25 protein-coding genes and 1 pseudogene are annotated in these 26,734 nt (G+C 71.5%); 17 read left to right on the top strand and 9 right to left on the bottom strand.

The window, feature by feature from the left end:
- Positions 1-62 precede the first annotated feature (62 nt).
- A complete protein-coding gene (locus tag ACQP1V_RS31450) occupies positions 63-1,136 on the top strand; it encodes a threonine aldolase family protein (protein ID WP_067127873.1) in 1,074 nt (357 codons plus the stop codon).
- Between the two features lie 79 nt (positions 1,137-1,215).
- Here the strand turns inward: ACQP1V_RS31450 and ACQP1V_RS31445 are convergent, their stop codons facing one another.
- A complete protein-coding gene (locus tag ACQP1V_RS31445; RefSeq protein ID WP_067127876.1) occupies positions 1,216-1,512 on the bottom strand; it encodes a DUF3467 domain-containing protein in 297 nt (98 codons plus the stop codon).
- Between the two features lie 103 nt (positions 1,513-1,615).
- Positions 1,616-2,314, bottom strand: a complete 699-nt coding sequence (locus ACQP1V_RS31440) for a DUF305 domain-containing protein (RefSeq protein WP_433413609.1) — start codon at positions 2,312-2,314, stop codon at positions 1,616-1,618.
- Between the two features lie 123 nt (positions 2,315-2,437).
- Here ACQP1V_RS31440 and ACQP1V_RS31435 point away from each other — a divergent pair, with 123 nt between their 5' ends.
- On the top strand, positions 2,438-3,175 hold the full coding sequence (locus ACQP1V_RS31435; RefSeq protein WP_433413608.1) for a DUF3105 domain-containing protein: 738 nt from the start codon (positions 2,438-2,440) through the stop codon (positions 3,173-3,175).
- Between the two features lie 25 nt (positions 3,176-3,200).
- On the opposite strand, the gene ald is transcribed toward ACQP1V_RS31435, so the two are convergent.
- Entirely contained in the window at positions 3,201-4,316 is a 1,116-nt protein-coding gene (gene ald / locus ACQP1V_RS31430) for an alanine dehydrogenase (RefSeq protein WP_067127882.1), read from the bottom strand.
- Positions 4,317-4,654: 338 nt separating this feature from the next.
- Here ald and ACQP1V_RS31425 point away from each other — a divergent pair, with 338 nt between their 5' ends.
- Positions 4,655-5,758 carry a SecDF P1 head subdomain-containing protein gene (locus tag ACQP1V_RS31425; protein ID WP_433413606.1) on the top strand — a complete coding sequence of 368 codons (1,104 nt, stop codon included), beginning with the start codon at positions 4,655-4,657 and terminating at the stop codon, positions 5,756-5,758.
- Between the two features lie 51 nt (positions 5,759-5,809).
- Here the strand turns inward: ACQP1V_RS31425 and ACQP1V_RS31420 are convergent, their stop codons facing one another.
- Positions 5,810-6,448 carry a TetR/AcrR family transcriptional regulator gene (locus ACQP1V_RS31420; RefSeq protein ID WP_433413604.1) on the bottom strand — a complete coding sequence of 213 codons (639 nt, stop codon included), beginning with the start codon at positions 6,446-6,448 and terminating at the stop codon, positions 5,810-5,812.
- A gap of 22 nt (positions 6,449-6,470) precedes the next feature.
- Here ACQP1V_RS31420 and ACQP1V_RS31415 point away from each other — a divergent pair, with 22 nt between their 5' ends.
- Both ACQP1V_RS31415 and ACQP1V_RS31410 read left to right on the top strand, forming a co-directional pair.
- The gene (locus ACQP1V_RS31415; protein ID WP_433413602.1) at positions 6,471-7,793 is read left to right on the top strand and encodes an MFS transporter; all 1,323 of its coding nucleotides are present in this window, start codon (positions 6,471-6,473) and stop codon (positions 7,791-7,793) included.
- The gene (locus ACQP1V_RS31410; protein ID WP_433413601.1) at positions 7,790-8,209 is read left to right on the top strand and encodes a hemerythrin domain-containing protein; all 420 of its coding nucleotides are present in this window, start codon (positions 7,790-7,792) and stop codon (positions 8,207-8,209) included. Before ACQP1V_RS31415 ends, ACQP1V_RS31410 begins: the two co-directional genes overlap by 4 nt.
- Before the next feature lie 34 nt (positions 8,210-8,243).
- Here ACQP1V_RS31410 and ACQP1V_RS31405 read toward each other — a convergent pair whose 3' ends face one another.
- Positions 8,244-10,541, bottom strand: coding sequence for a molybdopterin cofactor-binding domain-containing protein (locus ACQP1V_RS31405; RefSeq protein ID WP_433413600.1), 2,298 nt, complete (start codon positions 10,539-10,541; stop codon positions 8,244-8,246).
- A 280-nt stretch (positions 10,542-10,821) separates the two neighbouring features.
- On the opposite strand from ACQP1V_RS31405, the gene ACQP1V_RS31400 reads away from it, so the two are divergent.
- The 5 genes from ACQP1V_RS31400 (at position 10,822) to ACQP1V_RS31380 (ending at position 16,052) form a co-directional block, all read left to right on the top strand.
- Positions 10,822-11,022: a helix-turn-helix domain-containing protein gene (locus ACQP1V_RS31400; protein ID WP_433426020.1), complete on the top strand. Its 201-nt coding sequence runs from the start codon at positions 10,822-10,824 to the stop codon at positions 11,020-11,022.
- Positions 11,023-11,216: 194 nt separating this feature from the next.
- Entirely contained in the window at positions 11,217-12,509 is a 1,293-nt protein-coding gene (locus ACQP1V_RS31395; RefSeq protein ID WP_433413599.1) for a helix-turn-helix domain-containing protein, read from the top strand.
- Between the two features lie 209 nt (positions 12,510-12,718).
- Entirely contained in the window at positions 12,719-13,324 is a 606-nt protein-coding gene (locus tag ACQP1V_RS31390; protein WP_433413597.1) for a copper resistance CopC family protein, read from the top strand.
- Positions 13,321-15,312: a cytochrome c oxidase assembly protein gene (locus ACQP1V_RS31385; RefSeq protein ID WP_433413596.1), complete on the top strand. Its 1,992-nt coding sequence runs from the start codon at positions 13,321-13,323 to the stop codon at positions 15,310-15,312. Before ACQP1V_RS31390 ends, ACQP1V_RS31385 begins: the two co-directional genes overlap by 4 nt.
- A gap of 323 nt (positions 15,313-15,635) precedes the next feature.
- Positions 15,636-16,052, top strand: a complete 417-nt coding sequence (locus ACQP1V_RS31380) for a sensor histidine kinase (RefSeq protein ID WP_387408623.1) — start codon at positions 15,636-15,638, stop codon at positions 16,050-16,052.
- A gap of 30 nt (positions 16,053-16,082) precedes the next feature.
- On the opposite strand, the gene map is transcribed toward ACQP1V_RS31380, so the two are convergent.
- Positions 16,083-16,931, bottom strand: coding sequence for a type I methionyl aminopeptidase (gene map / locus ACQP1V_RS31375; protein ID WP_387408624.1), 849 nt, complete (start codon positions 16,929-16,931; stop codon positions 16,083-16,085).
- A 42-nt stretch (positions 16,932-16,973) separates the two neighbouring features.
- Between map and ACQP1V_RS31370 the strand changes: the two genes are divergently transcribed.
- Both ACQP1V_RS31370 and ACQP1V_RS31365 read left to right on the top strand, forming a co-directional pair.
- Entirely contained in the window at positions 16,974-17,150 is a 177-nt protein-coding gene (locus tag ACQP1V_RS31370) for a hypothetical protein (protein ID WP_157570206.1), read from the top strand.
- Positions 17,151-17,221: 71 nt separating this feature from the next.
- On the top strand, positions 17,222-17,665 hold the full coding sequence (locus ACQP1V_RS31365) for a hypothetical protein (protein WP_433413594.1): 444 nt from the start codon (positions 17,222-17,224) through the stop codon (positions 17,663-17,665).
- An 83-nt stretch (positions 17,666-17,748) separates the two neighbouring features.
- On the opposite strand, the gene ACQP1V_RS31360 is transcribed toward ACQP1V_RS31365, so the two are convergent.
- Positions 17,749-18,327: a hypothetical protein gene (locus tag ACQP1V_RS31360; protein WP_174550680.1), complete on the bottom strand. Its 579-nt coding sequence runs from the start codon at positions 18,325-18,327 to the stop codon at positions 17,749-17,751.
- A gap of 225 nt (positions 18,328-18,552) precedes the next feature.
- On the opposite strand from ACQP1V_RS31360, the gene npdG reads away from it, so the two are divergent.
- Complete coding sequence (gene npdG, locus ACQP1V_RS31355) at positions 18,553-19,218, top strand: NADPH-dependent F420 reductase (protein WP_433413592.1); 666 nt, start codon at positions 18,553-18,555, stop codon at positions 19,216-19,218.
- 184 nt (positions 19,219-19,402) lie between these two features.
- Here npdG and ACQP1V_RS31350 read toward each other — a convergent pair.
- Positions 19,403-20,614: pseudogene (locus ACQP1V_RS31350) on the bottom strand (RNA-guided endonuclease InsQ/TnpB family protein).
- 137 nt (positions 20,615-20,751) lie between these two features.
- Between ACQP1V_RS31350 and ACQP1V_RS31345 the strand changes: the two are divergent.
- The gene (locus ACQP1V_RS31345; RefSeq protein ID WP_067128864.1) at positions 20,752-21,921 is read left to right on the top strand and encodes a trans-sulfuration enzyme family protein; all 1,170 of its coding nucleotides are present in this window, start codon (positions 20,752-20,754) and stop codon (positions 21,919-21,921) included.
- Positions 21,922-21,976: 55 nt separating this feature from the next.
- On the opposite strand, the gene panB is transcribed toward ACQP1V_RS31345, so the two are convergent.
- A complete protein-coding gene (panB, locus tag ACQP1V_RS31340) occupies positions 21,977-22,819 on the bottom strand; it encodes a 3-methyl-2-oxobutanoate hydroxymethyltransferase (RefSeq protein ID WP_067127916.1) in 843 nt (280 codons plus the stop codon).
- 157 nt (positions 22,820-22,976) lie between these two features.
- Between panB and ACQP1V_RS31335 the strand changes: the two genes are divergently transcribed.
- The 3 genes from ACQP1V_RS31335 to ACQP1V_RS31325 all read left to right on the top strand — a co-directional run bounded on the left by ACQP1V_RS31335 (position 22,977) and on the right by ACQP1V_RS31325 (position 26,711).
- Entirely contained in the window at positions 22,977-24,182 is a 1,206-nt protein-coding gene (locus tag ACQP1V_RS31335) for an MFS transporter (protein ID WP_433413591.1), read from the top strand.
- A 392-nt stretch (positions 24,183-24,574) separates the two neighbouring features.
- Positions 24,575-26,089 carry an MFS transporter gene (locus tag ACQP1V_RS31330; RefSeq protein ID WP_433413590.1) on the top strand — a complete coding sequence of 505 codons (1,515 nt, stop codon included), beginning with the start codon at positions 24,575-24,577 and terminating at the stop codon, positions 26,087-26,089.
- Positions 26,090-26,096: 7 nt separating this feature from the next.
- Positions 26,097-26,711 carry a TetR/AcrR family transcriptional regulator gene (locus ACQP1V_RS31325; protein WP_067127925.1) on the top strand — a complete coding sequence of 205 codons (615 nt, stop codon included), beginning with the start codon at positions 26,097-26,099 and terminating at the stop codon, positions 26,709-26,711.
- The last annotated feature ends 23 nt before the right edge of the window (positions 26,712-26,734 follow it).

Here is a 26,734-nt window from a genome sequence, read left to right as displayed (position 1 = left end):
GGCCGAGAGACCGGCCCGGGGCCCGGCTGGACTATCACGACGAGAAACATGGGGGAGCTTCCGTGACCACGGATGCCGTTCGGCGGCACGATCCCGAGATCAAGACGTTCGCGAGCGACAACTACGCGGGCGTGCATCCCGAGATCCTGGAGGCCGTCGCCCTCGCGAACGGAGGTCACCAGATCTCCTACGGCGACGACGTCTACACGGAGGCGATTCAGGAGATCTTCCGCGGGCACTTCGGCGAGCGGGCGGAGGCGTGGCCGGTCTTCAACGGCACGGCGGCCAACGTCATCTCGCTGCGCTCGATGTGCGCCCCCTGGGAGGCCGTGGTGTGCGCGGAGAGCGCGCACATCAACACCGACGAGGGCGGCGCGCCCGAGGTGACCGGCGGGCTCAAGCTGCTGACGGTGCCGACCCCGGACGGCAAGCTCACGCCGGAGCTGATCGACCGGCAGGCGTGGGGCTTCGGCGACGTGCACCGGGCGCAGCCGCGGGTCGTCTCGATCTCCAACGCCACCGAGCTGGGCACGCTTTACACGCCCGCCGAGATCAAGGCGATCTGCGACCACGCCCACGAGCTGGGCATGATCGTCCACCTGGACGGCTCCCGCATCACGAACGCGGCGGCCGCCCTGGACGTGCCGCTGCGCGCGCTCACCACCGACGCGGGGGTGGACGTGCTCTCGTTCGGCGGCACCAAGATCGGCCTGCTGCTGGGGGAGGCGGTGGTCGTCCTCAACCCCGCGGCCGTGCGCGGCCTGCCGTACCTCCGGAAGACCAGCATGCAGCTCGCCTCCAAGATGCGGTTCGTCTCGGTGCAGTTCGAGGCGCTCCTCGCGGGCGACCTGTGGCTGCGCAACGCCCGCCAGGCGAACACGATGGCGGCCCGGCTGGCGAGCGCCGTGCGCGAGATCCCCGGCGTGGAGGTGCCACGGCCGGTCGAGGCGAACGCGGTGTTCGCGATCCTGCCCGCCGACGCGGCGGACCGGCTGCGCAAGCGCTACCGCTTCTACAACTGGAACGAGCAGGTCGGCGGCGGCCGGGTCGAGGTCCGCTGGATGTGCGCCTTCGACACCACCGAGGCCGACGTGGACGCCTTCGCGGCCGCCCTCGCCGCCGAGATGCACGCCTGAGAGAGGCGTCCGACAGCTCCGGCCGGCGTACGCGGTGCCCGGCACGCCGGCCGGGCACCTGTCGTCCGGGAAGGGCGGCTCAGAGCTTGTGACCGGTCTCCTTCTCGAACGCGGTCAGCTGCTGCTCCAGCGCCTTCATCAGCTCGAAGACCTGGGCGGGAGGGATCCGGACCCGGCTGACGATCCGCGTCGGCACGCTCACGTACTGCGTGCCCGACTGCGGGTCGTCCGCCATGGCCGGGGGCCGGGTGATCACTGCGAAATCCAGGATGAACCCATCACGGGTGTGCCACACCGAGGCGAAATTGGCGTACTGCCCCGCCTCCACCTCAGGTGAGATGGTCACCTCAAGGCGGCTCTCCGGCTCGTCAATCAATGTTCGCCTCTCCTCCGGACACTTCCCCTCATGTTGCCCTGGCAGGCGCGTTTCCGCGCACTAGGACACGGTGCGATTGAGGGGGTGCGCACCGGAAGCCAGTTCACGGGGTGAGGATCGACGGGAGCGGCTGCCCACCGCGCGCCTGGAGGAAGCCCTTCATCAACGTGATCTCGGCGGTCTGGCCGTCGACGATGTGCTGGGCCAGCTCGCGGACCTCGGTGCGGTCCGACAGTCGCACCGCGCCCCTGGCCATGTCCACGCCGCCCTCGTGATGACGGATCATCAACTGGAGGAAGAGGATCTCGGCGTCCCGCCCCTTGGCGGCACGCAGCCGGTCCATCTCCTCGGGCGTGGCCATCCCCGGCATCACGCCCTGCGTCCCGGTGGCCGCGCCCGTGCTCGGGCCGCCGTGGCCGTGACCGGCCATCCACGCCATCGGCGGACGGTCGGACGCCTGGTCGAGGCCCCACTGCTGCAGCCAGCCCATGAAGATCCCGCGCTGGGTGGACTGCGTGGTGATGATGTCGTACGCCAAATTGCGGATCGGGCCGTCGGTGCTCGCGTCGCGCACCGCGAACGCCATCTCGACCGCCTGCGCGTGATGGACGGCCATGTCCCGGGCGAACCCGGCCTCGGGAGAGGTGTCGCCGGGCGTCCCCGGCCGTGCCACGACCAGCAGGAGGAACGCGGCCGCCGCGACCACGAGGGCGATCAGGACGACCAGGAGGGCGCCCCGCCGAGGAGGCGCCGCCACCTCGCCGATGGGCTCGGCGGCGGAGGGAACGGTCTCGGTGCTCATCGCCACCCAGGCTACTGGCCTCATGGCCGGAAAGGGCCATCGTGCGAACGTCATCTATACGGACGAACCCACTATTCTCCATACGCAATGCGGGGAGTTTGGTGACCAGTCGCTGGAGGACCGATGAGCAAGGAAAAGGCGCAGGCGCGGCGCGAGCACCTCGCCCGCATGAGGGCGGAGCAGAAGCGTAAGGAGCGGCGCGCCGGGCTGCTCATGTGGGGCATCGGCGGCCTGGTCATCGTCGTGCTCGTCGGCCTCGTCGGGTTCTACGTGATCAACGACCGGTCGCAGAAGTCGCTGGACGGCGTGCAGACCTTCGCCTACAAGGGGTCGGAGCACACCTGGGACAAGGTCGCGTACAAGGAGACGCCCCCGACGGGCGGCCCGCACAACTACTACTGGCAGAACTGCGGCATCTACGACCAGCCGATCCACAGCGAGCACGGCGTGCACTCGCTCGAACACGGGGCCGTGTGGATCACCTACCGCCCGAGCCTGCCCAAGGCCGACGTGGACAAGCTGAAGACCCTCGCGTCGAGCGACTTCATGCTGCTCAGCCCGTACGAGGGGCTGAAGGCCGACGTCATGGTCAGCTCGTGGAACCACCAGCTCGTCCTCAACGGCGCCGACGACCCCCGGCTCCCCGCGTACATCAAGAAGTACAAGCAGAACCCGACCTTCACCCCTGAGTTCGGCTCCGCCTGCGACCGGGGCGTCGGCACCACCGCGGGCCAGCAGCCGCTCCCGACCCCCGACCCCGAGCTCGACCCGCACGCCGAGGCGTCGGCGGCGCCCACGCCGCAGCCCTCCACCGAGTCATCGACCGAGCCGGACGCCACGCCCAGCCCGGCCGCGTCCTGACCGGTTCCGCGCCGCGGCTTCCGTGTCAGGCGAGCGCCCGCTCCAGGGGCACCGCCTCCAGCCCGTGCGCCTCGGCCACGGGCCGGCTGGTCAGGTGCCCCTCGTGCGCGTTGAGCCCCCTGGCCAGCGCGGGGTCGGCGAGCAGGGCCTCCCGCCAGCCGAGATCGGCGATCGCCAGCGCGTACGGCACCGTCGCGTTGGTCAGGGCGAACGTCGAGGTGTGCGGCACCGCGCCCGGCATGTTCGCCACGCAGTAGAACACCGAGTCGTGCACCCGGTAGACCGGGTTCGCGTGCGTCGTCGGCCGCGAGTCCTCGAAGCAGCCGCCCTGGTCGATCGCGATGTCGACCAGGACGGAACCGGTCTGCATCCGCGCCACCAGGTCGTTGGTGATCAGCGTGGGCGCCTTGGCCCCCGGCAGCAGCACCGCGCCGATGACCAGGTCCGCGTCGAGCACCGCCCGCTCGATCTCGTACGCGTTGGACGCCACGGTCTGGCAGTGCCCCTGATAGATGATGTCGGCCTGGCGGAGCCGGTCGATGTTCACGTCCAGCAGCAGGACCTCGGCCTGCATCCCGACCGCGATCGCGGCGGCGTTCATGCCGGTGACGCCCGCGCCGATCACCACCACCTTGGCCGCGTAGACGCCCGAGGCGCCGCCCATCAGCACCCCGCGCCCGCCGCCCTGGCGCATCAGGTGGTACGCACCGACCTGGGGCGCGAGCCGTCCGGCGACCTCCGACATCGGCGCCAGCAGCGGCAGCGCCCCGATCTCCGTCTGCACGGTCTCGTACGCGATGGCGGTGACGCCCGAGTTCAGGATCGCCCTGGTGCAGGGCTCCGACGCGGCAAGGTGCAGGTAGGTGAACAGCACCTGCCCCTTGCGCATCCAGTGGTACTCCTGGGGGACCGGCTCCTTGACCTTGAGGACGAGTTCGGAGCGGGCCCAGATCTCCTCGGCCGACTCCACGATCCGCGCGCCCGCCGCGGTGAAGTCGTCGTCCGTGATGGCCGACCCGACCCCGGCCCCCTTCTCGACGAGCACCTCGTGGCCGTGCAGTACCAGCTCGTGGGCGCCGGCGGGAGTGAGGGCGACGCGGTATTCCTGGCTCTTGATCTCGCGCGGGACTCCGACCTTCATCCCTTCACTCTCCTTTCGGGGGAGCGCGGACGGGAGGGCCCCAGATGCAACCAATTGCCTGTCATTCGTGACAAATTGTGATCAATGCCTGTCGAGGGGAAGTCACTGATCTTCCGATTACCTCGGCATGGCATAGCTCGATAGGCTCTGCGACGATGTCAGGGATCGAGGTCGGGATGCAGAACACGCCGGTTCCAGGTGGCCAGGGATCCGATCGCGGGGCGGAAGGCTCCGGTCCGGCCGGGCTCCCAGGTTCAGCAGATGGACCTGGCTCGGCAGGTACCCCAGGTTCAGCAGGTCCGGCAGGCGCGGCCGGTCCGGCGGCTTCCTCGTCCGGCGTGCCGGACTCTTCGGCTCCCGCGCCCGCGGACGCCACGGCTGCGGCGGGCGCCTCCGGCGCCGCCTCCTCGGACCCCGCGTCCGGTCCGGCCACGCCTCCGGGGCCGCCGCAGGCGACGCGCGGCACCACGATCGTCCTGGCGGTGGCGCTCGTCCTCGTCGTCGTCATGACCGGGGTGCTGGGCGCGGTCGCCGTGTTGATGACCCGCGACCCGGACTCTCCTCCGCTCTCCCGCGCGCCACTCCGCACCCTGCGGACGTCCATTCACTTCGCGCCGGTCATCGGTGTGCGCGCCGCGCCCTGCACGGGAACCGACGCGGTGCCCGACGACGCCGGGACCACCTGCTACCAGCTCGATCCCGGGGTCACGGTCACCAGTGTCCAGAAGATCGAGCGGGTGGCCGAGCAGAACGGCACCTTCTCCGTCCGGGTCGTCCTGGCGCCCGCCACGCGGGAGCAGGTCGCCGACCTGACCCGGGAGACGGTGAAGCAGCAGCTCGCCATCGTCGTCGGGGACCAGGTCATCGCCGCGCCGCGGGTGGCGCAGGAGATCACCCAGGACAGCCTCAGCATCGCGGGCTTCACCGAGCCCAACGCCGACGCCCTGATCGCCCGCCTCCTCGGCAGCGGCGCGGGTGACGGCGGCACCGGCCCGACCGGCGGCGACACCACGGGTAATCCCGCCGGGACGACCGACACCACGGGCGGTACAGGCGGCACGACCGACACCACAGGCACCACGGGAGGCACGGGAGACACGACCGGCACCACCGGCGGGACCACCGGGGGCACGACCGACACGGGAGGCACGGGAGACACGACGGGAACCACCGGCGGCACCACGGGCACGACCGGTGGCACGACTGGGGGCACGACGGGCGGCGCGACCGGCACCACCGGGGGCGCGACGGGTACGGGTGCCACCGACGGGACCGTCACCACGCGGAGCCGCACCCAGCCGACCGAACCTGGCCGGTTCGCGACCTGCAAGGAGGCCCGGGAGGCCGGCTACGGGCCGTACACCCGGGGCGTCCACAAGGAATACGCCTGGTATACCGACGTCAACCAGAACGGCGTCGCCTGCGACTCAGGCGACCTCTGACCCCAGGCCACGCCGCCTGACCGCGACGGCCCGTCCCCGGAGGCCACCGCTTCACGGGAGGAGCCCGTTCACGATGGCGCGCACGCCCTTGGCGTAGGTGTCGCGGGCGGTCAGCTCCTCCCAGCGTCCGGCCACCTCGCTCAGCCGGGGAAACTCCTCGGCGTCCAGCTCGGCGAACACCCGTTCCCGATGGGTGTCCCCATCCTCCTGGCGCCGCTTGCGCGCCGCCGCCCGGCCGCCGATCTCGCCCGCCGTGTAGTGCCAGATGATCCGGTACGCGTCCACGGCCTCCTCCAAAGTGAGCCCCGCGCGTACGGCGGCGTCGACGATCCGCTCCGGATACCACAGCGCCCCCACCGACATCAGGTCGTCGGCTCTGAGTACGTCCACGGCCCACGAGCACCCGGACACCGCCTCGCGCATCGCCGTGGCGGCGGCCACCATGCGCTCGCCCGGCTCCTCCGGCAGCTCGGGCCGCGGGATCCCGGCCGCGTAGTCGTCCAGTAGCAGCAGGAGCAGCTCTTCCTTGTCGCGCACGTGGTGGTAGATCGCCATCGCCGTGCTGCCGACCTCCCTGGCCAGCCTGCGCATGGTGAGCCCGCCCACTCCCTCTTCCTCGATCACCCGGAGGGCGGCGGCCACGATCTCCGCCCGGGAGATCTTGGGCGGTCTTCCTGTACGCGTCGGCATCCTGCCATGTTACTTTCTATACATGTATAAAAACTTATGGGTCGTAGCCGTGCTCGCGTTCGCGGTGGCCGTGGGGACCCTCCAGATGACCGTCGTCGTACCACTGCTGCCGGGCCTCGAACGGCAGCTCCACGCCTCGTCCACCACCGTTTCGTGGACGCTCACCGCCGGACTCCTGTCGGGCGCGGTCTCGATACCGCTGCTGGCCCGGCTCGGCGACATGTACGGCCGGCGCACGGTGTCGCTGGTCGCGATCGGACTGCTCATCACCGGTTCGGCGCTCAGCGCCGTGGCGGGCACGCTGCCTTTGCTCATCGTCGGCCGGGTGCTGCAGGGAGCGGCGGCGCCGCTGCTCCCGCTGGCCATGGGGCTGGTCAGGCAGGCGGTGCCCGATCACCGGCTGCCAAGCGCGATCGGGGTGCTGAGCGCCACCATCGGCGTCGGGAGCGGCGGCGGCATGATCCTCGCCGGGCTCCTGGACGGGAACCACCGGACGGTGTTCTGGACGCTCGCCGGGCTGGCCGCGCTGAGCTTCGTCCTGGTGGCGGCCGTGGTCCGGGATGCGCCCGCGCGCGGGTCGGGACGGCCGGACCTGGCCGGGGCGGCGCTGGTCGCGGTGTGGCTCGGCTGCCTGCTGCTGGCGATCAGCAAGGGCGCGGCCTGGGGCTGGACCTCGCCGCTGACGCTGGGCCTGTTCGCCACGGCGGTGGTGGTGGCGGTGGTGTGGGTCGCGACCGCCCGCCGTACCGCGTCGCCGCTGATCGAGATCCCCATGCTGCTGCACCGGGCGACGGTGGGGGCGACCGTGGCGTCGTTCCTGCTGGGGTTCGCCCTGTTCGCGGCCATCACCACGGTGTCGGCGGTGGCCCAGGGCGCGCTTCGGGCCTCGGTGCTGCAGGTCGGGATCTACCTGCTGCCGACGACGGTGCTGATGCTTGTGGTGTCCGTGCTCGCGGGCTCCCTGATGCGCCGCTTCACCGCGTCCGCGCTCGTGGTGGCCGGTTCGGCCCTGGTGACGGCCGCCGCCCTGTGGCTGGCGGTGTCCAGCTCCTCGGGCGCGGACCTGTACGGGGCCGCGACGTTGCTGGGGCTGGGTGTCGGCCTCGGCTACGCGGCGCTCGGGACGATGGCCGTCGAGCACGTGGAGCCCGCCAAGACCGCGGCGGCCGGCGGTGTGAACGCGCTGGTCAGGCTGGTGGGCAGCAGCGTGGCGGGGTCGGTGGGCGCGGCGCTGCTGTCGAGCGGAGGCGCCGTGTGGACCTTCGGCGTCGCGGCCGGCGCGGCCCTGCTGGCAGCGCTCTTCGCCGCCGTCTATGGAAATCTCGCGCGAAAGGAACGGGCATGACGGACGAACAGCGCATCGTCGCCTGGGGCGACGAGCTGATCAAACTGCACGACGGCTTTCGCCGGGACCTGGCGGACCTCCGGTCGTCACGGGCGGGTGCGGCGGACTTACGTACACACTGCCTGGCGTTCTGCGACGCCCTTCACGCCCACCACGAGGGCGAGGACAACGCGCTCTTCCCTCATCTCGGGACCGAGCACCCGGAGCTGGCCGAGACCCTGGTCCGGCTCCGCTCAGAACATCAGGTGGTGGCACGGCTCCTGGAGCGGATCAGGCGGCTCCTGGACCACGGCGGTACGGGGATCGGCGCGGAACTCGACCGGCTCGCCACCGAGCTGGAGGCCCACCTGGACTACGAGGAGGAGCAGCTGGTTCCCATCCTCAACAAGATGCTCGATCTCCCCGAGGAGGTCTGAGCCCGGCGCGCCGGGCGCCGGGCGTGGCCCCCGATCAGCCGGTGTGGGCGAGGGCGATGTCTTCGGGGCGGATGGGGACGCGCGGCAGCGCGAGCCCCGTAGCCGCGCGGACGGCCGCCGCCACGGCGGGCGTGGAGGACAGCGTGGGCGGCTCCCCGGCGCCGCGCAGGCCGTAAGGGGCGTTGGGGTCCGGATTCTCCAGGATCGACAGCCGCATCGGCGGCATGTCGAGGATGGTCGGGATCAGATAGTCGGTGAACGAGGGGTTGAGCACCCTGCCGTCGCGCATCTGGATCTCCTCCAGGAGGGCGAGGCCGAGGCCCTGCGCCGAACCGCCGTGGATCTGCCCCTCCAGCGCGAGCGGGTTCAAGATCCGGCCGACGTCCTGGACGGCGGCGAGTTCGACGACCTTGACCAGCCCGAGCTCCACGTCCACGTCCACGACGGCCCGGTGGACGCACAGCGCGAGCTGGGTGTGCGAGTCGCCCTGGCCGGTCACCGGGTCCAGCGGGACCGTCGGCCGGTGGCGGTACTCCCGCGTCTCCTCCACCGGGCCGTACCGGTCGAGCAGCTCCCCGAGCGAGAGCCCGGGGTCGGCGGCGGTGAGCGCCTCCAGGCGTCGCCGCACCGCCTCGCACGCCGCCTTGACCGCCCCTCCCGTGACATAGGACTGGCGGGAGGCGGAGGAGGATCCGGCCGACCCGACGGTGGTGTCCGCCGGGGCCACGGTGACCCGGTCGATTCCCAGCTCGGTGCGGGCGATCTGGGCCTGGATCGCGACGAGACCCTGCCCGACCTCGGCCGCCGCCGTGTGGACGAGCGCGTGCGGCTCGCCACCGAGGAGCTCGACCCGGACCCGGGCCGTCGAGTAGTCGTCGAAGCCCTCGGAGAAGCAGATGTTCTTGATGCCGACGCCGTAGCCGACCCCGCGCCGCACGCCCTCGCCGCGCGTGGTCCGGCCGACGCCGCCGGGCAGCCGCCGGGGGTCGGGCTCCTCCCGCGTGCCGATCATCCCGCTCGCACGCGCCCCGCTCCCGCCCGGCCCGCGCGAACCGGACGGCGCGTACGCCGGGGGGCCGGGGAGGGGCATCGCGGCGAGCTCGCCGAGCATCGCGGCGAGCGGCGCCGGAGTGTCGATGACCTGCCCGGTCGCCAGCCGGGACCCCTGCGACACGGCGTTGCGCACGCGGATCTCGACCGGCGAGAGGCCGCACGCCGCCGCGAGCCGGTCCATCTGCGACTCGTACGCGTAGCACGCCTGGACGGCGCCGAACCCCCGCATGGCGCCGCACGGCGGGTTGTTGGTGTAGGCGGCGTAGGCGTCGATCCACACGTTCTCCACCTCGTACGGCCCGACGCCGAGCGAGGCGGCGTTGCCGACGACGGCGGGGGAGGAGGAGCAGTAGGCGCCGCCGTCGAGCACGATCTCGGCCTTCACGTAGACGAGCCGCCCGTCGGCGGTCGCCCCGTGCTCGTAGCGCATCCACGCCGGGTGCCGGTGGACGTGCCCGAAGAACGACTCCTCCCGGCCGTACACGATCTTCACGGGGCGGCCGGTGCGCAGCGCCAGCATCGAGGCGTGGATCTGCATCGACAGGTCCTCGCGGGCGCCGAAGGCGCCGCCGACGCCGGCCAGCGTGAGCCGTACCTTGTCCTCGGGCAGGGCGAGGCAGGGCGCGATCTGGTCCCGGTCCACGTGCAGCCACTGGGTGGCGACGTAGAGATCCACGCCTCCGTCGTCCGCCGGCACGGCGAGGCCGGCTTCGGGGCCGAGGAACGCCTGGTCCTGCATCCCGACCTCGTACTCGCCGGTGACGACGACCTCGGCCCCGGATCCGGCCGATCCGACCCGTACCGGCTGGTGCCGTACGACGTTGCCGCCGGGGTGCACGTGGGGACAGGCGGGATCGAGGGCGGCACGGCGGGCGTCGGTGACCGCCTCGCGGACCTCGTACTCGACGACGACGGCGGCGGCCGCCCTGCGGGCCGTCTCCGGATGGTCGGCCGCGACGATCGCCACCGGCTCGCCCTGGTAGCGGACCTGGTCCACGGCGAGCACCGGCTGGTCGGCGTGTTCCAGGCCGTAGAACTTCGCGCCGGGCACGTCCTCGTGCGTCAGCACGGCGAAGACCCCCGGCAGGGCGAGGGCCGGGCCGACGTCGATCGAGCGGATCCAGGCCGACGGGTGCGGGCTGCGCAGCGTCGCGCCCCACAGCATCCCGTCGAGCCACAGGTCCGAGGCGTAGGCGAACGCGCCGGCCACCTTCAACGCGCCGTCGGGGCGCGGGGCGCTCGCGCCGACGCCCAGGTTGGTGCGGGTCTCGGTCTTCAACGGTCGCTCCCCACTTCCGCACGTCCGGGGCTCCGGGTCAGGTCGAGTGGAGATCTCCCCAAATAATGCGATCCGCACGCTTCTGCGGGACCCACTGGCCGTCGATGAGCGGCGCGGAGATGGGGTCGTCCGGCGATGAGACAGAGCTGAGCCATATGCGCACGGGCTGCCGTCGACGACGGTGCCGGACGGCGTACGCGGGAAGTGCGGGAGCCGGTCGCTCGACCCGCTCGTGGGCTACCACCGGCGCCACCAGGGGGAGCTGCCGCTGACCCGCGGCATGTTCTCGGACCGTTCGTGGAACGCGTGCGATGAGCGGCCGTACGTCCACGTCAACACGGTGCGGTTCCGGATCCGCCGCATCGAGGAGCTCAGTGGATCTCTCCTCGATGGCGGACCGGGTGGATCTGTTACCTCGCGCTGCGGGCGGTGGCCCGCTGGGGGGACAGATGGGCTCGAAGCGGATGAGATCGGGGATTGATAACGACTCAGCAGCACCAGTCGCTGGCTGAGTGCCCAGGGGAAGACGTCGCGGCGTTCGCAGCCGTAGCATTTGCCGCAAGAACCACACTGGTTGAGAAGAGAACAGCCAAGGCAGAGACGATGAGTCGGCGGCGCATGATCAGCTCCTGTCGGAAAATCGTCTGATTTACACCATTCTTGCAGGGGGAGCCCGTGACGAGTCAAGATCTAGTAGGCCAGCGCATCAAGATGATCCGCCGTCAACGTGGTCTTTCCCAAGCTCAGCTCGCACATCCGGAGCTTTCGGACAGCTATGTTTCGTTGATCGAGAGCGGAAAACGGACGCCCACTCCGGCCGTTTTGGAACTGCTCGCTCAGAAGCTCGATTGCTCGCTCACTTATCTGATCAATGGCGTGACCGCCGAGCAGATGGAGGAGCTGGAGATCGGCCTGCGCTTCGCCCGGCTCGCCCTGGACAACGGCGAGGTCGAGGAGGCCCGGCGCCGCTTCGGCGAGCTGCTGGCGGACCGGAGCCTGATCGGGCTCTCCCAGCTCCACCAGGACGCCGAGTTCGGCTACGCGCTCGCCGCCGAGGCGTGCGGTCACCGCGGCGAGGCCATCGCGATCCTCAACCGCCTGCTCGACACCGAGGCCGGGATCATGCCCGAGGACCGCCGGGTGGCGATCGCCGTCGCCCTGTGCCGGTGCTACCGCGAGAAGGGCGACCTCGGCCCGGCCGTCGAGGTGGGCGAGACGATGCTCAAGGACATGAACCGGACCACCTGGACCGACGACCTGATCGAGCTCGCCGCGACCCTGCTCGCCGCGTACGGCGTGCGCGGCGACCTGCTGCGCGCCACCCAGTTCGCGAACGAGCTGCTCGCCGCCGCCGACCTGCTCGGCACGCCGCGCGCGACCGTCGCCGCGAACTGGAACGCCGCCAGGATCGCCGAGCTGACCGGCCGGGGCGAGGAGTCGATCGCGCTGGCCGAGCGTGCCCTGGCCGTACAGAGCGAGAACGGCGACTCGCGCAACCTCGCCCGGCTCCGCCTCGCGTACGCGATCCTGCTGCTCCGGGTCCGCCCGGACGACCTGGAGACGGCCCGCGACCTGCTGGCGCGCACCCACCGGGAGCTCGGCGAGTCGGCGGCGAGCAGGGCCGACATCGCCCGCTGCTCGGTCTTCCTGGCCCGCACCGAGCTGGCCCTGGGCCGCCCGGAGGAGGCCGCCGAGCACGCCCTCGCCGCCAAGGGCCTGATGGAGGAGCCGCACGGCGAGCTGCGCTCCGAGGCGCACCTCGTGCTCGGCCAGGCGTACGAGCAACTCGGCAGGCGCGAGGAGGCGGCGGCCGAGCTGGCCGCGGCCGGAGAGTGGCTGGAGCGCTCCCCCAAGATCAGGATTGCCGCGCAGGGCTGGCTGGAGGCCGCCGAGGCGTTCCAGCGCATCGAGGACGGCTCCGCGAGCACCGCCGCCTACCAGCGCGCGCTCGCCTGCGTCGGCCTGTAGCCCCCGCGTCAGAGCGCGCCGAGCGCCCGCCTCCTTCCGGGGGCGGGCGGCGGCGCGGAACCGCCCCGGTGAGTCGGACAGGTGAGCCGGACGTGTGGGGCCGCCGAGTCCCCTGCGGCGGCCTTTACGTGGAGTTACCGAAGTGTCCCGTCCCGGTGCCTCACGCGGGGTAAGGACCGGGCACATGCGTCGGTAGCCTTGTTGCTGCCATGAGAAAATCTCCGCTTGCGGCCGTCGTCGCCTTCGTTGTGACCCTCCTGCTCGGCACGGCTCTCGCCATGCCCGCGCTGGCCCACACCTCGCTCCGGAGCAGCGACCCGAAGGAGAACTCCCGGGTCGACGCACTCACGGAGGTGAACCTGACCTTCTCGGAATCGGTCCGCTACCCGGTCGTGCTGGTGCGCGGCCCGGACGGCCGGCGGTACGAGTCGGGCACCCCGGCCGTCCACGGCTCGGAGGTGACCCAGGCCGTGTCCGGCTCCCTGCCCGCCGGAAAGTACAGCGTCGCCTGGCGGGTCGTCTCCAGTGACGGGCACCCGATCGAGGGGGAGATCCCGTTCACGGTGACCGGCTCCGCCGCGGCCGGCCAGGACGGAACCGAAGCCGCCGCCACCCCGCCCTCCACCCCGGCCGCCTCCGGCGGCACGTCGGCCCCCGAGCAGAGCGCCGCGCCGGTCGCGGCGACGCCGGCGGCGGACGATCAGGCCGAAGCGGACGCGGGCAAGGGCGGCGTCCCGGCCTGGGTGTGGATCGTGGTCTTCGGCATCGGGGGCGTCGGCATCGGGATGGCCATCAGCATGCGGAAGAAGCCATGAGCCGCGCCGCGCGTCTGGGCATCGCCGCCGTCTGCGCGGCGGTCGTCGCGCTGGTGATCGCGATGGTGGCCGGAGGCGCGGCCAGCCCGCGCATCATCCCCGGGCTGCCCGACGAGGGCGCGTTCACCCGGTGGATGCTCCCGCTGTCCAAGCTCGCCATGGACGGCGCGGGCCTCGTCACGATCGGCCTGCTCGTGATGAGCGTCGCGTTCCTCCCGAGCGACAAGGGAGTGCTCGGCAAGCCCGCCCAGGAATATGTCAAGGCCGCTTCCTGGTCGGCGCTGGTCTGGGCGGCCGCGGCCGCGGCCGCCCTCGTCTTCAACCTGTCCGACGCGCTCGGCATGCCGGTCGCGGACGTCCTCGGCGGCAACGAGCTGACAAGCTACGCCAGCCAGGTCCCGCAGGGCATCGCGCTCACGCTGGTCGTGCTCTTCGCGGTCGCCGTCGCGTTGTTCGCACGCGGCGCGATCACCGTCGGCGCGGCGGCGGGGCTGCTGCTCTTCGCGGTGGCGACGCTGCTGCCGCCGGCGCTGACCGGACACTCGTCCTCCTCGCCCAACCACAGCCTCGCCACCACCTCGGTCGCCTTCCACGTGATCTTCCTGGCGCTGTGGGTGGGCGGCCTCGGCGTGCTGTGCGTGCACGCCTACCGCGGCGGCGACCGGCTCGACGTCGCCGCCGCGCGCTTCTCCCGGATGGCCCTCTGGTGCTTCGCCGGCGTCGGTCTGTCCGGTGTCGCGAGCGTCCTCGCCCGGCTCGCGTCGGTCGAGGAGCTGTTCACCACGTCCTACGGCTTGCTGATCGTGGCCAAGACGGTGGCGTTCGCCGGGCTCGGCGTGATCGGCTGGTGGCACCGCGGCCGCACGGTGCCCGCGCTGGCCGCCGGGAAGACCGGGGCGTTCCTGCGCCTCGCCCTCGGCGAGATCCTGCTCATGGCCGCGACGGTCGGCCTGGCCGTCGCCCTCGCGCGCACCGCCCCGCCGGAGATCAAGGGGCCGATCGACCGCGCCTACGAGCTGCTCGGCTACCTCGTGCCGCCGCCGATCTCGGTGGGCAACCTGGTGACGCTGTGGTGGTTCGACCTGTTCTTCGCGGTCGTCGCCGCCGCCCTCGCCGGCCTCTACGCGGCCGGTCTGGTGCGGCTGACCCGCCGGGGCGACTCCTGGCCGCACGGCCGGACCGCCGCCTGGTTCCTCGGCGTCATCGTCCTCGTCATCGCCACCCAGAGCGGCGTCGCCAAGTACGCGCCGGTGCTGTTCAGCGTCCACATGTCCGAGCACATGGTGCTCGCCATGCTGGTGCCGATCCTGCTCGTGCTCGGCGCGCCCATCACGCTCGCGCTGCGCGCGCTCAAGCCCGCCGTACGACGCGGCGACCGGGGCCCCCGCGAGTGGCTGACCGTGCTCCTGCACAGCCGCTACGCCAGATTCATCGCGCACCCCGCGATCGCGACGGCGATCTTCATCGTGTCGACGTACGCGCTGTACTTCACCCCGCTGTTCGCGGCGGCGATGCAGGAGCACCTCGGGCACATTGCGATGTCGGTCCACTTCCTGGTGAGCGGCTGCCTGTTCTTCTGGGTGATCATCGGGGTGGACCCGGGGCCGCACCGGCTGCCTCACATCGGCCGGTTGCTGCTGCTGTTCATCACCATGCCGTTCCACGCGTTCTTCGGCATCGCGCTGATGAGCATGACCACGATCCTCGCCCCCGAGTGGTACGGCCAGCTCGGCCGCACCTGGGGCGCGTCGTCGGTGTCCGACCAGCAGACCGGAGGGGCGATCGCCTGGGGGTTCGGCGAGATCCCGACCCTGATCGTGGTCCTCGCGCTGGCGCTGCAGTGGTGGCGGGCCGACGACCGGCAGGCCCGCCGCGCCGACCGCCGGGCCGAGGAGCGGGCCGCGAAGGTGGGCGGCACCGGCGACGCCGAAATGGACGCCTACAACGACTACCTCGCCAAGCTGAACAAGCGCGACACCGCCCAGTGAGCGGCTCCGGACCCGCTCGCCGAAGAGACGCGAGCGGTCCGGCCGCTCGGTGCGGACGGCGTTCCGCTCGCCGTGCCATACCGGCTGTTCACCGGCAGGGGCCGCCGGGCCGGGCGGAGCGGAGTCGCGCGATGACCCGCCCGGCGATGCCGCCCGCGGGTACGGTTGAAGCGCGTGACCTGCCGGGCGGTGGGCATAACCGCAGGTGACGCCCGCCCCGGGAGCGGGGCGGGTCACGGTGGCGAACCTGTTCGAAGCCCGTGCCGCCGGCGTCCGCGTCGCCCGTCCGCCGGAAGGCGGCGCGACGATTGAGGAGGGGCGGGGTGGCGGAGGAACTGCGGATCCGGCCGAACGGCGATCTGGCCGCGGCCCTGGGGGACTACCTCGCGGAGTGGTCCGGGCGCTGCGGCGTCGCCGTCGAGATCTGGGCGCTGCCCGCCGCAGCCGTGTCGCGGCGGGTCGCGCAGGTCGTGTACGCCACCTTCGTCGAGGCGCTGTCCAATGTCGAACGGCACAGCCGCGCGCGGCAGGTCTCCGTTGCCGTCACCGTCGGGAAGGCGGGCCTGCGGATGACCGTGAGCGACGACGGAGCCGGGTTCGGCGTGGACGGGGTCGCACCCGGCTCGGGGCGGGGACTGGCCGCCATGCGGGCCCGCTTCGCCGAGGCCGGGGGCACGTTGACGATCAACAGCGTCCCCGGCGGCGGGACGACCGTCACCGGAGTGATCCGCTCCCGCTGACGCCCACCGGGCGACGCAGCGGGCGCGACCCTAGGGGAGCGTCAAGATCTCGTGGCCCGAGTCGGTGACCAGGATCGTGTGCTCGAACTGGGCCGTACGCTTGCGGTCCTTGGTCACGGCGGTCCAGTTGTCCGGCCAGATGTCGTAGTCGATCGTCCCCAGCGTGAGCATGGGCTCGATCGTGAACGTCATGCCGGGCACGAGCGTGACCGCGAGCGAGGGGTCGTCGTAGTGCGGGACGACCAGGCCGGAGTGGAACGACGTGCTGATGCCGTGGCCGGTGAAGTCGCGGACGACGCCGTAGCCGAACCGCTTCGCGTACGCCTCGATCACCCGGCCGACCACGTTGAGCTGGCGCCCGGGCGCGACCGCCCGGATCGCGCGCATGGTGGCCTCGCGGGTGCGCTCGACCAGCAGCCGGGACTCCTCGTCCACGTCGCCGACGAGGTACGTCGCGTCGGTGTCCCCGTGCACGCCCCCGATGTACGCGGTGATGTCGACGTTGACGATGTCGCCGTCGTTCAGCACCGTGTCGTCGGGGATGCCGTGGCAGATCACCTCGTTGATCGAGGTGCACAGCGACTTGGGATAGCCGCGGTAGCCCAGGGTCGAGGGGTAGGCGCCGTGGTCGCAGAGGAACTCGTGGCCGATACGGTCGAGCTCGTCGGTGGTGACACCGGGCGCGACGTGCCGGCCGACCTCCTCGAGGGCCTGGGCGGCGATCCGGCCCGCGATCCGCATCTTCTCGATCGTCTCCGGCGTCTGGACGTCGGTGGCGCCCTTCTTCGGGGCGGCCTTCCCCACGTACTCCGGACGTTCGATGTGGGCGGGGACCTTACGCATGGGCGACACTCGCCCTGGCCGGAGGAGTGTTGTCATGCGGCCAAGTCTAGATGCGGTCTGGAGGGGGAGGATTAGCCCGTGAGCGGTCAATGGTGGTTCTGTCTGAAACACATGCGCGTCGAGCCGGAGAAGGGCTGTCCCGACAAGGATCGGATGGGTCCGTACGCGACGGAGGCGGAGGCGGCGCACGCGCTGCAGACCGCCTCCGATCGGAACGAGGCGTGGCAGGTCCAGGACGAGGAATGGGACGAGTAGTGCCTTGACCTGATATTGGGGGACACGCCCGCCGATGGCCTGCGAAGCTGGCCTGGGGCGGGAGGTGACTCATGACGGACCTCGGCGAGCCGGGAGCCCTGAGCGGCGTGGACGAACGCGCCCGTCGCCTGTCCGGTCCGGAGCGCAGGGTCGCGGCACTGCTGGCGGCCGAGGGACATCGTGTCGTCGCCGTGGCCCCCGTCAGCGAGCGGCGTCCCGGCGTCCCGTCTCGGGCCAGCCGTCCGGACGCCCTCGTGGACGGGCGGCCCACGGACTTCGCCGTGCTCACCGAAGGTGACACCGGCGTCGCGGTCACGATGGCGCTGAGCCGTGCCGCCCGCCACGCGGACCGGGCCGTGATCGACGCCCGCGGCACCGGGCTGGGCCGCGCCGCCGCCGAGGCGGGCGTCCGCTGGTTCACCGCCGTCCCGCACAGCAACGTGCTGCGCGGGTGGCGGGTCATCGGCGACGGCTACGACCTCACTCACGAGAACGACCACGACGCGAGCGCGTAGGAACCGCGGGCGGGCGGCCGCACCGGCGTCGCGGTGCCCCCGGTGCCCGGTGTCCCCGGTGCCCGGCGCCCCGCGTGCGCGCGTCAGTCGGTAACGCGCGGCCCGCTGACCCGGTCCACGAGGCGGGCCAGGCGCTCGCGCAGGCTGAGCCGCCGGACGTCGCCCGCCGCGCTGCTCACCAGGTGCTGGGCGCCGTCGAAGCTGAGCGGGCCGTCCAGGCGCGGGATGGCCAGCGCGTCGTGCGCCAGCGACTCCAGGGAGGGGTCGCCGCCGTCGAGGGCGAGGATCGTGGCCCCGGTCCGCCGTGCGTCGTCGACGCGTTCCAGCAGCGGCACGGGGGCCTGCTCCTCGGCGACCACGAAGAGCGTCTCGCCGCGCCGGGCCTCACGCAGCCGGTCGAGCCCGACCCGCAGGTGGGTGGGCGCGTTCGCGGGCGGCGACCAGCGCAGCAGGGTCGGGGTGAGCTGGGAGAGCCCGGACAGCCGCGCCTCGTCCGACAGGTGGGCGGTCAGGTGCCAGGGTTCGTCGTCGGGCGTTCCCACCAGGAGCAGCCCTCCGGGGGACCGGGTCGTACGCAGCGCCCGTCCCAGCTCTCGGGTGCGCTCCAGCCAGTCGGTCGAGGCGAGCACCTCGCGGAGGAGGCTCACCGAGTCAGCATCCATGCGCCCCATCGTGCCTGACATGTCCGCGCGCGGTCCGGCGAATGTCGCTCCTGACCCGCCGGGACATTCCGCCGTCGCCACACGTGATGTCCGCCACACGTGATGTCCGTCACGGGTGATGTCGCTCCTCAGCCACGGGGAACCCCGGGGCGTGGCCGCCCGGCCGGTACGGCAGGCGCCGCCCCAGGCGGCGGCGTGCCTGCGGCGCCCTGGCATGATCTGCCTATGGCTGAGCTGAAAGACCTTCCGGACGTTTCCGGCCTCTCCATCGGCATCCTCGGCGGCACCGGCGACCAGGGCAAGGGCCTGGCGCGCAGGTTCGCCCTCGCCGGGCACACCGTGCTGATCGGCTCGCGCAGCATCGAGCGCGCCCGCGAGGCCGCCGAGAGCATCGGCGTACGCGGCGCAGAGAACGCCGTCGTCGCCGCCGAGGCGGACATCGTGATCGTGGCCGTGCCGTGGGAGGGACACAGGGCGACCCTGGAGTCCCTGCGCGCCGAGCTGGCCGGGAAGATCGTCGTCGACTGCGTGAACCCGCTCGGGTTCGACAAGCAGGGCCCGTACGCGCTGCCGGTCGAGGAGGGCAGCGCGGCCCAGCAGGCGGCGGCCGTCCTTCCGGACAGCCGCGTCGTCGCGGCGTTCCACCACGTGTCCGCGGTCATCCTGCTCGACCCGGAGGTGGCCGAGGTCGGCCTGGACGTCCTCGTTCTCGGCGACGACCGGGAGGCCACGGACATCGTCCAGGCGCTCGCGTCGCGCATCTCGGGAATGCGGGGCATCTACGGCGGACGGCTGCGCAACGCGGGCCAGGTCGAGGCGCTGACCGCCAACCTGATCGCGATCAACCGCCGGTACAAGGCCCACGCCGGGTTCCGGGTCACCGACGTCTGACGGGGTCCGGGGCGCGGGAGGCGCGGCGCCGTCCGACGGCGGTCACCCGCGCTCAGGCCGTCAGCGAGAGCGGCGGCGGATTTCTGGCGCTTTGTACGGGTCTATGGCGGCCCCTGGATCTGACATCCGGGGGCCGGGGCCGCACCGGCCAGGTAATCCTTGTGGGCTTGACATCCTCCCGGCCCTAAAGGACCAGGATCCCAACCGTCGCCGGTTGGGGTTCCTGCTTCACCGCCAGTTGCCCGCTCGGAGGTCTCCGTTGAGGTCTTACACCGGCTCCACAGGCGTTTTACCTGTCCGCCAGCCCGGCGGCCAAGATGTTCTTCGCGGCGTTCACGTCCCGGTCATGGACGGCACCGCAGGCGCACGTCCACTGCCGGACGTTCAGCGGCATCGTGTCCTGCAAGGTTCCACACGCCGAGCACAACTTGGAGGAGGGGAACCATCGGTCCACGACCACCAGTTCCCGCCCGTACCAGTGGGCTTTGTACTCCAGCATCGACCGCAGCTTGCGCCACGACGCATCAGAGATGGCGCGGGCCAGGCTGTGGTTCTTGACCATGGTGCGGACGGTCAGGTCCTCGATCACGACCGTTTGGTTCTCACGGACGAGCCGAGTCGAAAGCTTGTGCAAGTGGTCCCGGCGGCGGTCGGCCATCCGGGCATAGACGCGGGCGACCTTCAATCGGGCCTTGGCCCGGTTCGCGCTGCCCTTGGCTTTGCGGGCCAGCGAGCGCTGTGCCTTGGCCAGCCTGCGCCGCTCAGCCCGCTCATGCCGGGGGTTGGCGACCTTCTCCCCGGTCGACAGGGTGACCAGGGCGGTGATCCCCGCGTCCACCCCCACCGCGCTGCCAGCCGGGTCGAGCGGGCGGATCTTCTCTTCGACCAGGATGGACACGAACCACCGCCCGGACGCGTCCTTCGACACGGTCACGGTGGACGGCTCCGATCCCTCCGGCAGGGGGCGCGACCACACAATGTCCAGCGGACCGTCCATCTTCGCCAGCCACAGCCGACCGTCCCGCCACCGGAACGCCGAGCGGGTGTACTCCGCCGACGCGCGGGACTTCTTGCGGGACTTGAACGCCGGATACTTGGCGCGCTTGGCGAAGAAGTTCGCGAACCCGGACTGGAGGTGCCGGAGCGCTTGCTGCAATGGCACCGACGACACCTCGTTGAGGAAGGCGAGTTCCTCCGTCTGTTTCCACGCGGTCAGAGCAGCCGAGGATTGCTCGTAGGAGACGCGGTGGCCGTCCAGCTTGTAGGCGCGGGTCCGCTCCTGCAGAGCCTTGTTGTAGACCAGGCGCACACACCCGAATGTCCGGGCAAGCTCGGCGGCCTGTCCGGGGGTCGGGTAGAAGCGGTACTTGTAGGCCCGCTTCACGATCCGCACCATGCCGCACATCATGCCACGCGATCAGCCAAAAATCGAACGCGTATTCGACTTATGGCGAATCGTCTACCTTTGCCCTGCCCTGCAGGGAGTCCGATTCCTCCTCCGCCCGAAGGCGGAGGTTTCCTTGGAGGTTTTCGATGACCCTGCGCCCGGAGACGCGAGCCGTCCACCTGCCCCGACCCGATCTGAACGGCAGCACGCCGATCACGATCCCCATCTACCAGACGTCGGGCTTCGCGTTCGACAGCCCGGAGGTCTTCGCCGACGGGATGGGGCGCCCGGACGGCGCCTTCGTCTACGGGCGGCTCTCCAACCCCACCGTCCGCGCGCTGGAGGAGGCCGTCGCCGGCCTGGAGGGCGGACAGGCGGCCGTGGCCACCGGCTCCGGCATGGGGGCCATCAACTCGGTGCTGCTCGCGCTGCTGAGCCCGGGCGACCACGTGATCGCCCAGCGCCCGCTCTACGGCGGCACCGCCCACATGCTGGCCGACCTGACCGCGCGGTTCGGCGTCGAGGTGACGTACGTCCACGAGGCGGACCCGGCGGCGGTGCGCGCGGCCGCGCGGCCGGAGACGAAGCTGCTCTACCTGGAGACGATCGCCAACCCGATGACCCAGGTCGCCGACCTGCCCGGGATGGCGTCCGCCGCGCGCGAGGCGGGGGTGCTGACCGTCGTGGACAACACGTTCGCATCGCCCGTCCTGTGCCGGCCGATCGAGCACGGGGCGGACGTGGTGGTGCACTCCACCACGAAGTACCTCTCCGGCCACACCGACGTCCTCGGCGGCGTCGCGGTCTTCGCCTCCGCCGAGCTGCATCGCAAGGTCTGGTCGTACGCGATCGAGCTGGGCGCCACGGCGGACCCGTTCGCCGCCTGGCTCACCCTGCGCGGCATCCAGACCCTGCCGCTGCGCATGGAGCGCCACTGCGCCAACACGCGCCTGCTGGCCACCCGCCTCGCCGAGCACCCCGCCGTGGCGGCCGTGCACTGGCCCGGCCTGCCGTCGCACCCGTCGTACGACGTGGCGGCCAAGCTGCTGCCGGACTTCGGCGGGGTGTTCTCGTTCGACCTGCACGGGGGCCGCGCGGCCGGCGAGGCGTTCATGAGCTCCGTACGGCTCGCGCTGCTCGCGCCCTCGCTCGGCGGCGTCGAGACGCTGATCCTGCATCCGGCCACGACGTCGCACCGGTCGCTCGACGCGGCCGGGCTGGCCGCCGCGGGGATCGGCGAGGGGACGGTCCGGGTATCCGTCGGCATCGAGCACCCGGAAGATCTGTGGGCCGACTTCGCGCAGGCGCTCGGCTGACGCCGTTCACCGGCGGGCCGGCCCCGCGGGACACGGGGCCGATCCGCGGTCGCGGTCAGTGGTAGCTGTGCTCGGGGGCGGGGAAGACGCCGGAGACGACCTCGTCGGCGTACGCCCGGACGGCCTGGCTCATCTCGCCCGCGAGGTCGAAGTACTTCTTCACGAACTTCGCCGGGCGCGGGGTGAGACCCATCAGGTCCTGCCAGACGAGGACCTGGGCGTCGGTGCCCCCGCCCGCCCCGATGCCGATGGTGGGGATGCTCAGCGACGCGGTCACCCGCTCCGCCAGCTCGGCCGGGACGCACTCCAGCACGACGGCGAACGCGCCGGCGTGCTCAAGGGCCTTGGCGTCGGCCATCAGCTCGTCGCCCGACTGGCCCCGGCCCTGCACGCGGTAGCCGCCGAGGACGTTCACCGACTGCGGGGTCAGGCCGATGTGCGCCATGACCGGCACGCCGGCCGACACGAGCATCTCGGCCTGCGACAGCACGCGGCGGCCGCCCTCCAGCTTCACGGCGTGGGCCCCGGCCTCCTTCATGAACCGGGCCGCCGTCTCCAGCGCCTGCTGCGGCGACGCCTGGTAGGACGCGAACGGCAGGTCGGCGACCACCATCGCGCGGCTGGAGCCGCGTACCACGGCGGCGGTGAGCGGAATGAGGTCGTCGACCGTGACCGGCAAGGTCGAGTCGTACCCATAGACGACCATCGCGGCCGAGTCGCCGACGAGCAGGACGGGGATGCCCGCCTCGTCGAAGATCTTCGCCGTCATCGCGTCGTACGCGGTCACCATCGGCCACTTCTCGTGGCGTTCCTTCGCTGCCGCGAGATCGCGGACGGTCACCCTGCGCCCCGACGTGCCGCCGTAAAGAGCGGTGGGTGCAGCGGAAACAGAGGACATGGCTACCTCCAGGTCTCGTGGCGCCCCTGTGGCGTCCCCGGACAGTCAGATCATCGCATGGTGCCCGCAAATAGAACACCCGAAGGGTGGACGGTAATCCGGTGGAAATCCTGTCGGTGCGGCACGGCACAATGCCATCCCGGAGGTACGCACCAAAATGGCACTCGAACGTTATCGGAGGGTTCTCGCCCTGCCGGGAGTCCGCACGTTGCTGCTGGTCGGCATGCTCGCCAGGATCCCGCTGACGGGCACGGGCATCACGCTCACCCTGCACGTGGTCAACGGGCTCGGCATGGGCTTCCTGCAAGCCGGGCTGGTCGGCACGGGCAACCTGATCGGGGCCGCGATCGGCTCGCCGCTCGCCGGGCGGTTCGTCGACCGGCGCGGGCTGCGTCCCGTGCTCGCGGTGACCACGGCGGTCCAGTTCGCCTTCTGGTGCTCCGCTCCGCTGCTCCCGTACGAGGCGCTGATCCCGGGCGCGATCGTCGCGGGGCTGTTCGCCCAGCCCGTCTTCGGCGCGCTCCGGCAGTGCCTGGGCGCGATGGTCCCCGCGGAGCGCCACCAGTCGGCCTTCGCACTGGACTCCATGGCCGTCGAGCTGTCGTACATGGTGGGCCCGGCCCTGGCGGTCGCCCTCTCGACCGGGTTCGGCACCACCGTGACGATGTACGCGGTGGGCGTCGGACTGGTCGGCACCGGCGTCGCCCTGTACGCGCTGAACCCGCCGACACAGTCCCCGGGCGAGGAGAGCCCCGAGAGGGTGCCGCGGCGCAGGTGGCTCGGGCCCGGGCTGTTCACGCTGCTCGGCGTCGCGTCGTCGCTCACCTTCGTCCTCACCACCACCGAGCTGTCGGTCGTCGCCATGCTCAAGGCGGGGGCGGCCACCCAGTGGACCGGGCTGGTGATCGGGCTCTGGTGCGGATACTCCCTCATCGGCGGGTTCGTGTACGGCGGGCTGCCCCGGGGGTTCTCGCCCCTGCTCCTCACCGGCGCCATGTGTGTGTTCACCGTGCCGATCGGCCTCGTCGGCGGCGGGTGGTGGTGGCTCTGCCTGGCGCTGGTCCCGGCCGGCCTGCTGTGCGCGCCCGCGATGTCGGCCACCGTGGGAGCGATCCAAGGGCGGGTGCCCGCGGGCGCGCGCGGCGAGGCGATGGGCCTGCACGGCACCGCGCTGCTGATCGGTGGCGCCTGCGCCGGCCCGGCGGCCGGGGCGGTGGTCGACGCGCACGGTCCGGTCTGGGCGTTCGCGGCCGCGGGCTGCCTCGGGCTGGTGCTGGTCCTGATCGCCTTCCCGTTCTGGCGGGACGCCAGGCGGCCGGCGGCCGCCGAGCCGGTGTCGGCGTCGGTGTCGGCGTCGCTCTGACGTGCTGATCCGCCGGGTTTCGTTTCCGGAACGTTCCGAGGCTGTTCGGGGAACGTTCCGAGGCTGTCCCGGGGGTGTTCTGAGGTCGTTCTGAGGTCGTTCCGGGAACGCTGCGAGGCTGTCCGGTGTTCGTCTCCGAGGAGGCACGGGGACGGGGGCGGCGTTGCCGTATCCACGGCCGGGCCGCTCCATCCGTCACCCGGGCGTGAGCGCGGCGTGGCCGGGCCTGACGGCCGAGGGCCTGGCCGTCCACATTATGAAACGAGACGGTTGCGTATCGAATCTCGTTCCGCTACGGTACCGTTCCGAAACTAATGCGTATCGAAACTTCACTGGGGGACCCTTTGGACGCGTGTACCGGGCACCCACGCCGATGGCAGATTCTCGGCGTCATGGTGTTCAGCCTGCTGGCCGTCGTGCTCGACAACACCATTCTCAACGTCGCGATCAAGACGATCGCCGACCCGGTGCAGGGTCTGGGGGCCACCCAGAGCGAGCTCGAGTGGGCGATGAACTCCTACACGCTCGTCTTCGCGGGGCTGCTGTTCACCTTCGGCGTGCTGGGCGACAGGTACGGCCGTAAGAAGATGCTGCTGGTCGGCATGGTCATCTTCGGTATCGCGTCGCTGGTCAGCGCGTACGCGCAGGACCCGATGCAGCTCATCATGGCCCGCGCGTTGATGGGTCTCGGCGGCGCGGCCATCATGCCGGCCACGCTGGCGATCATCTCGAACGTCTTCCCGATCCACGAGCGGGGCAAGGCGATCGGCATCTGGGCGGGCGGCGTCGGCATCGCCGTGGCGATCGGCCCGATCACCGGCGGCCTGCTCCTTCAGCACTTCTGGTGGGGCTCGGTCTTCCTGGTCAACATCCCGATCGTGCTGATCGGCCTGGTGTTGATCGGGGCAGTGGTGCCCGACTCCAAGGACCCCGGCAAGACCGGCCTCGACCCGGTCGGCGTGCTGCTGTCGATCGTCGGCCTGGTGGCCCTGGTCTACGGCATCGTGCGGATCAGCGACCTCGGCACCGTCGCCGACGTCTCGGTCGTCGTCCCGTCGCTGCTCGGCCTCGCCATCCTCGGCGTGTTCTTCTGGTACGAGCGGCGCATCGACCACCCGGCCTTCGACGTGCGCCACTTCAGGAACGCCGCCTTCTCCACCGCGATCGCCAGCGTCGGCCTGGTCTTCTTCGCGGCGATGGGCGTGATGTTCTTCATGGCCTTCTACTGGCAGATCGTCCGGGGATACTCGCCGCTCCAGTCGGGCGCCCTGGTGCTGCCCTTCGCGGTGGCCCAGCTCATCTTCGCGCCGCGCAGCTCCAAGGTCGTCGAGAAGTACGGCGCCAAGGCGGTCGGCACGGTCGGCATGTTCGTGATCACTGCCTGCCTCGCGTCCTACTCCCTCGTCGGTGTGGACACGCCCATCTGGATCCTGCTGGTCCTCACGTTCGTCCAGGGGGCGGCGATGGCCCACATCATGCCGCCCGCGACCACCGCGATCATGAACGCGCTGCCCCGTGAGAAGGCCGGTGTCGGCTCCTCGATGAGCAACGTCGTGCGCCAGGTCGGCGGCACCCTCGGCATCGCCATCCTCGGCGCGGTGCTCTCCGCCGTGTACCGCGACGGCATGGAGGGCAAGGTGACCGGCGTCCCGCAGCAGCTCCACCACGTCGTGACCGAGTCGATCTCCGGCGCCGCCGGTGTCGCCGAGAGTCTCGGCGCGCAGGGCGCCGGGCTGATGAAGGCGGCCGGCGAGGCGTTCGTCGGCGGCATCCACTGGGCGGCCCTCGGCTCGGCCGCGGTCGCGCTGGTCGGCGCCCTCCTGATGGCCCGCTGGATGCCCGGAAAGCCCGTTCCGGCCGCTCCGGACGGTATTCCGGAGGTGGATCGCGAGGCGGCGGTAGTGTGAGCGCACGATGATGACGCGGCAGATGGCGGAAGGGGCGGCTCGCGCCGCGGGGCGCCCCCGCAGTGAGAAGGCGGAGAAGTCGATCATCGAGGCCACTCTCGAAATGATCGGCGAGGGCATCGCGGTGTCCGAGCTGTCCATCGAGGGCATCGCATCCCGGGCGGGTGTCGGCAAGACGACGATCTATCGCCGCTGGTCCAACAAGGAAGATCTCGTCGTCGACGCCCTGGCGACGTTGAAACCGCCGCTCCCGCCGCTGCGGGGGGACTCCGTCCGGGACGACCTGGTCGCCTATCTCAGAGTCATCCAGGACGAGTCCCGGCACAGCCGCACGCGCTGCATCATGAACATCGCCATGAGCGACTCCGACCGGCACCCCCGCCTGGCCGCCCGCTTCGACGAGCTGGCCATCCAGCCGCGCCGCGCCGTCATGGCGGAGGTGCTGCGGCGCGGTGTCGAGCGCGGGGAGCTGCGCCCCGACCTCGACGTCGAGATGGCGATGGCCATACTGACCGGCGCGATGCTGTGGCACACCAAGTGGTCGCAGCGCGCCACCGATCTGCCCGACGACCTGGCCGAGCGGATCGTGGACGAGGCGTTGCGCGGCTTCTGCCCCCGCTGAACGCGGGCACTGTCCGGCTTCCG

The sequence above is a fragment of the Microtetraspora malaysiensis genome, assembly GCF_050947145.1.
In the GTDB taxonomy this organism is placed as follows: Bacteria; Actinomycetota; Actinomycetes; order Streptosporangiales; family Streptosporangiaceae; genus Microtetraspora_A; species Microtetraspora_A malaysiensis.
Note: the sequence above shows the minus strand (reverse complement) of the source record. Positions and strands in the feature narration are given on the sequence as shown.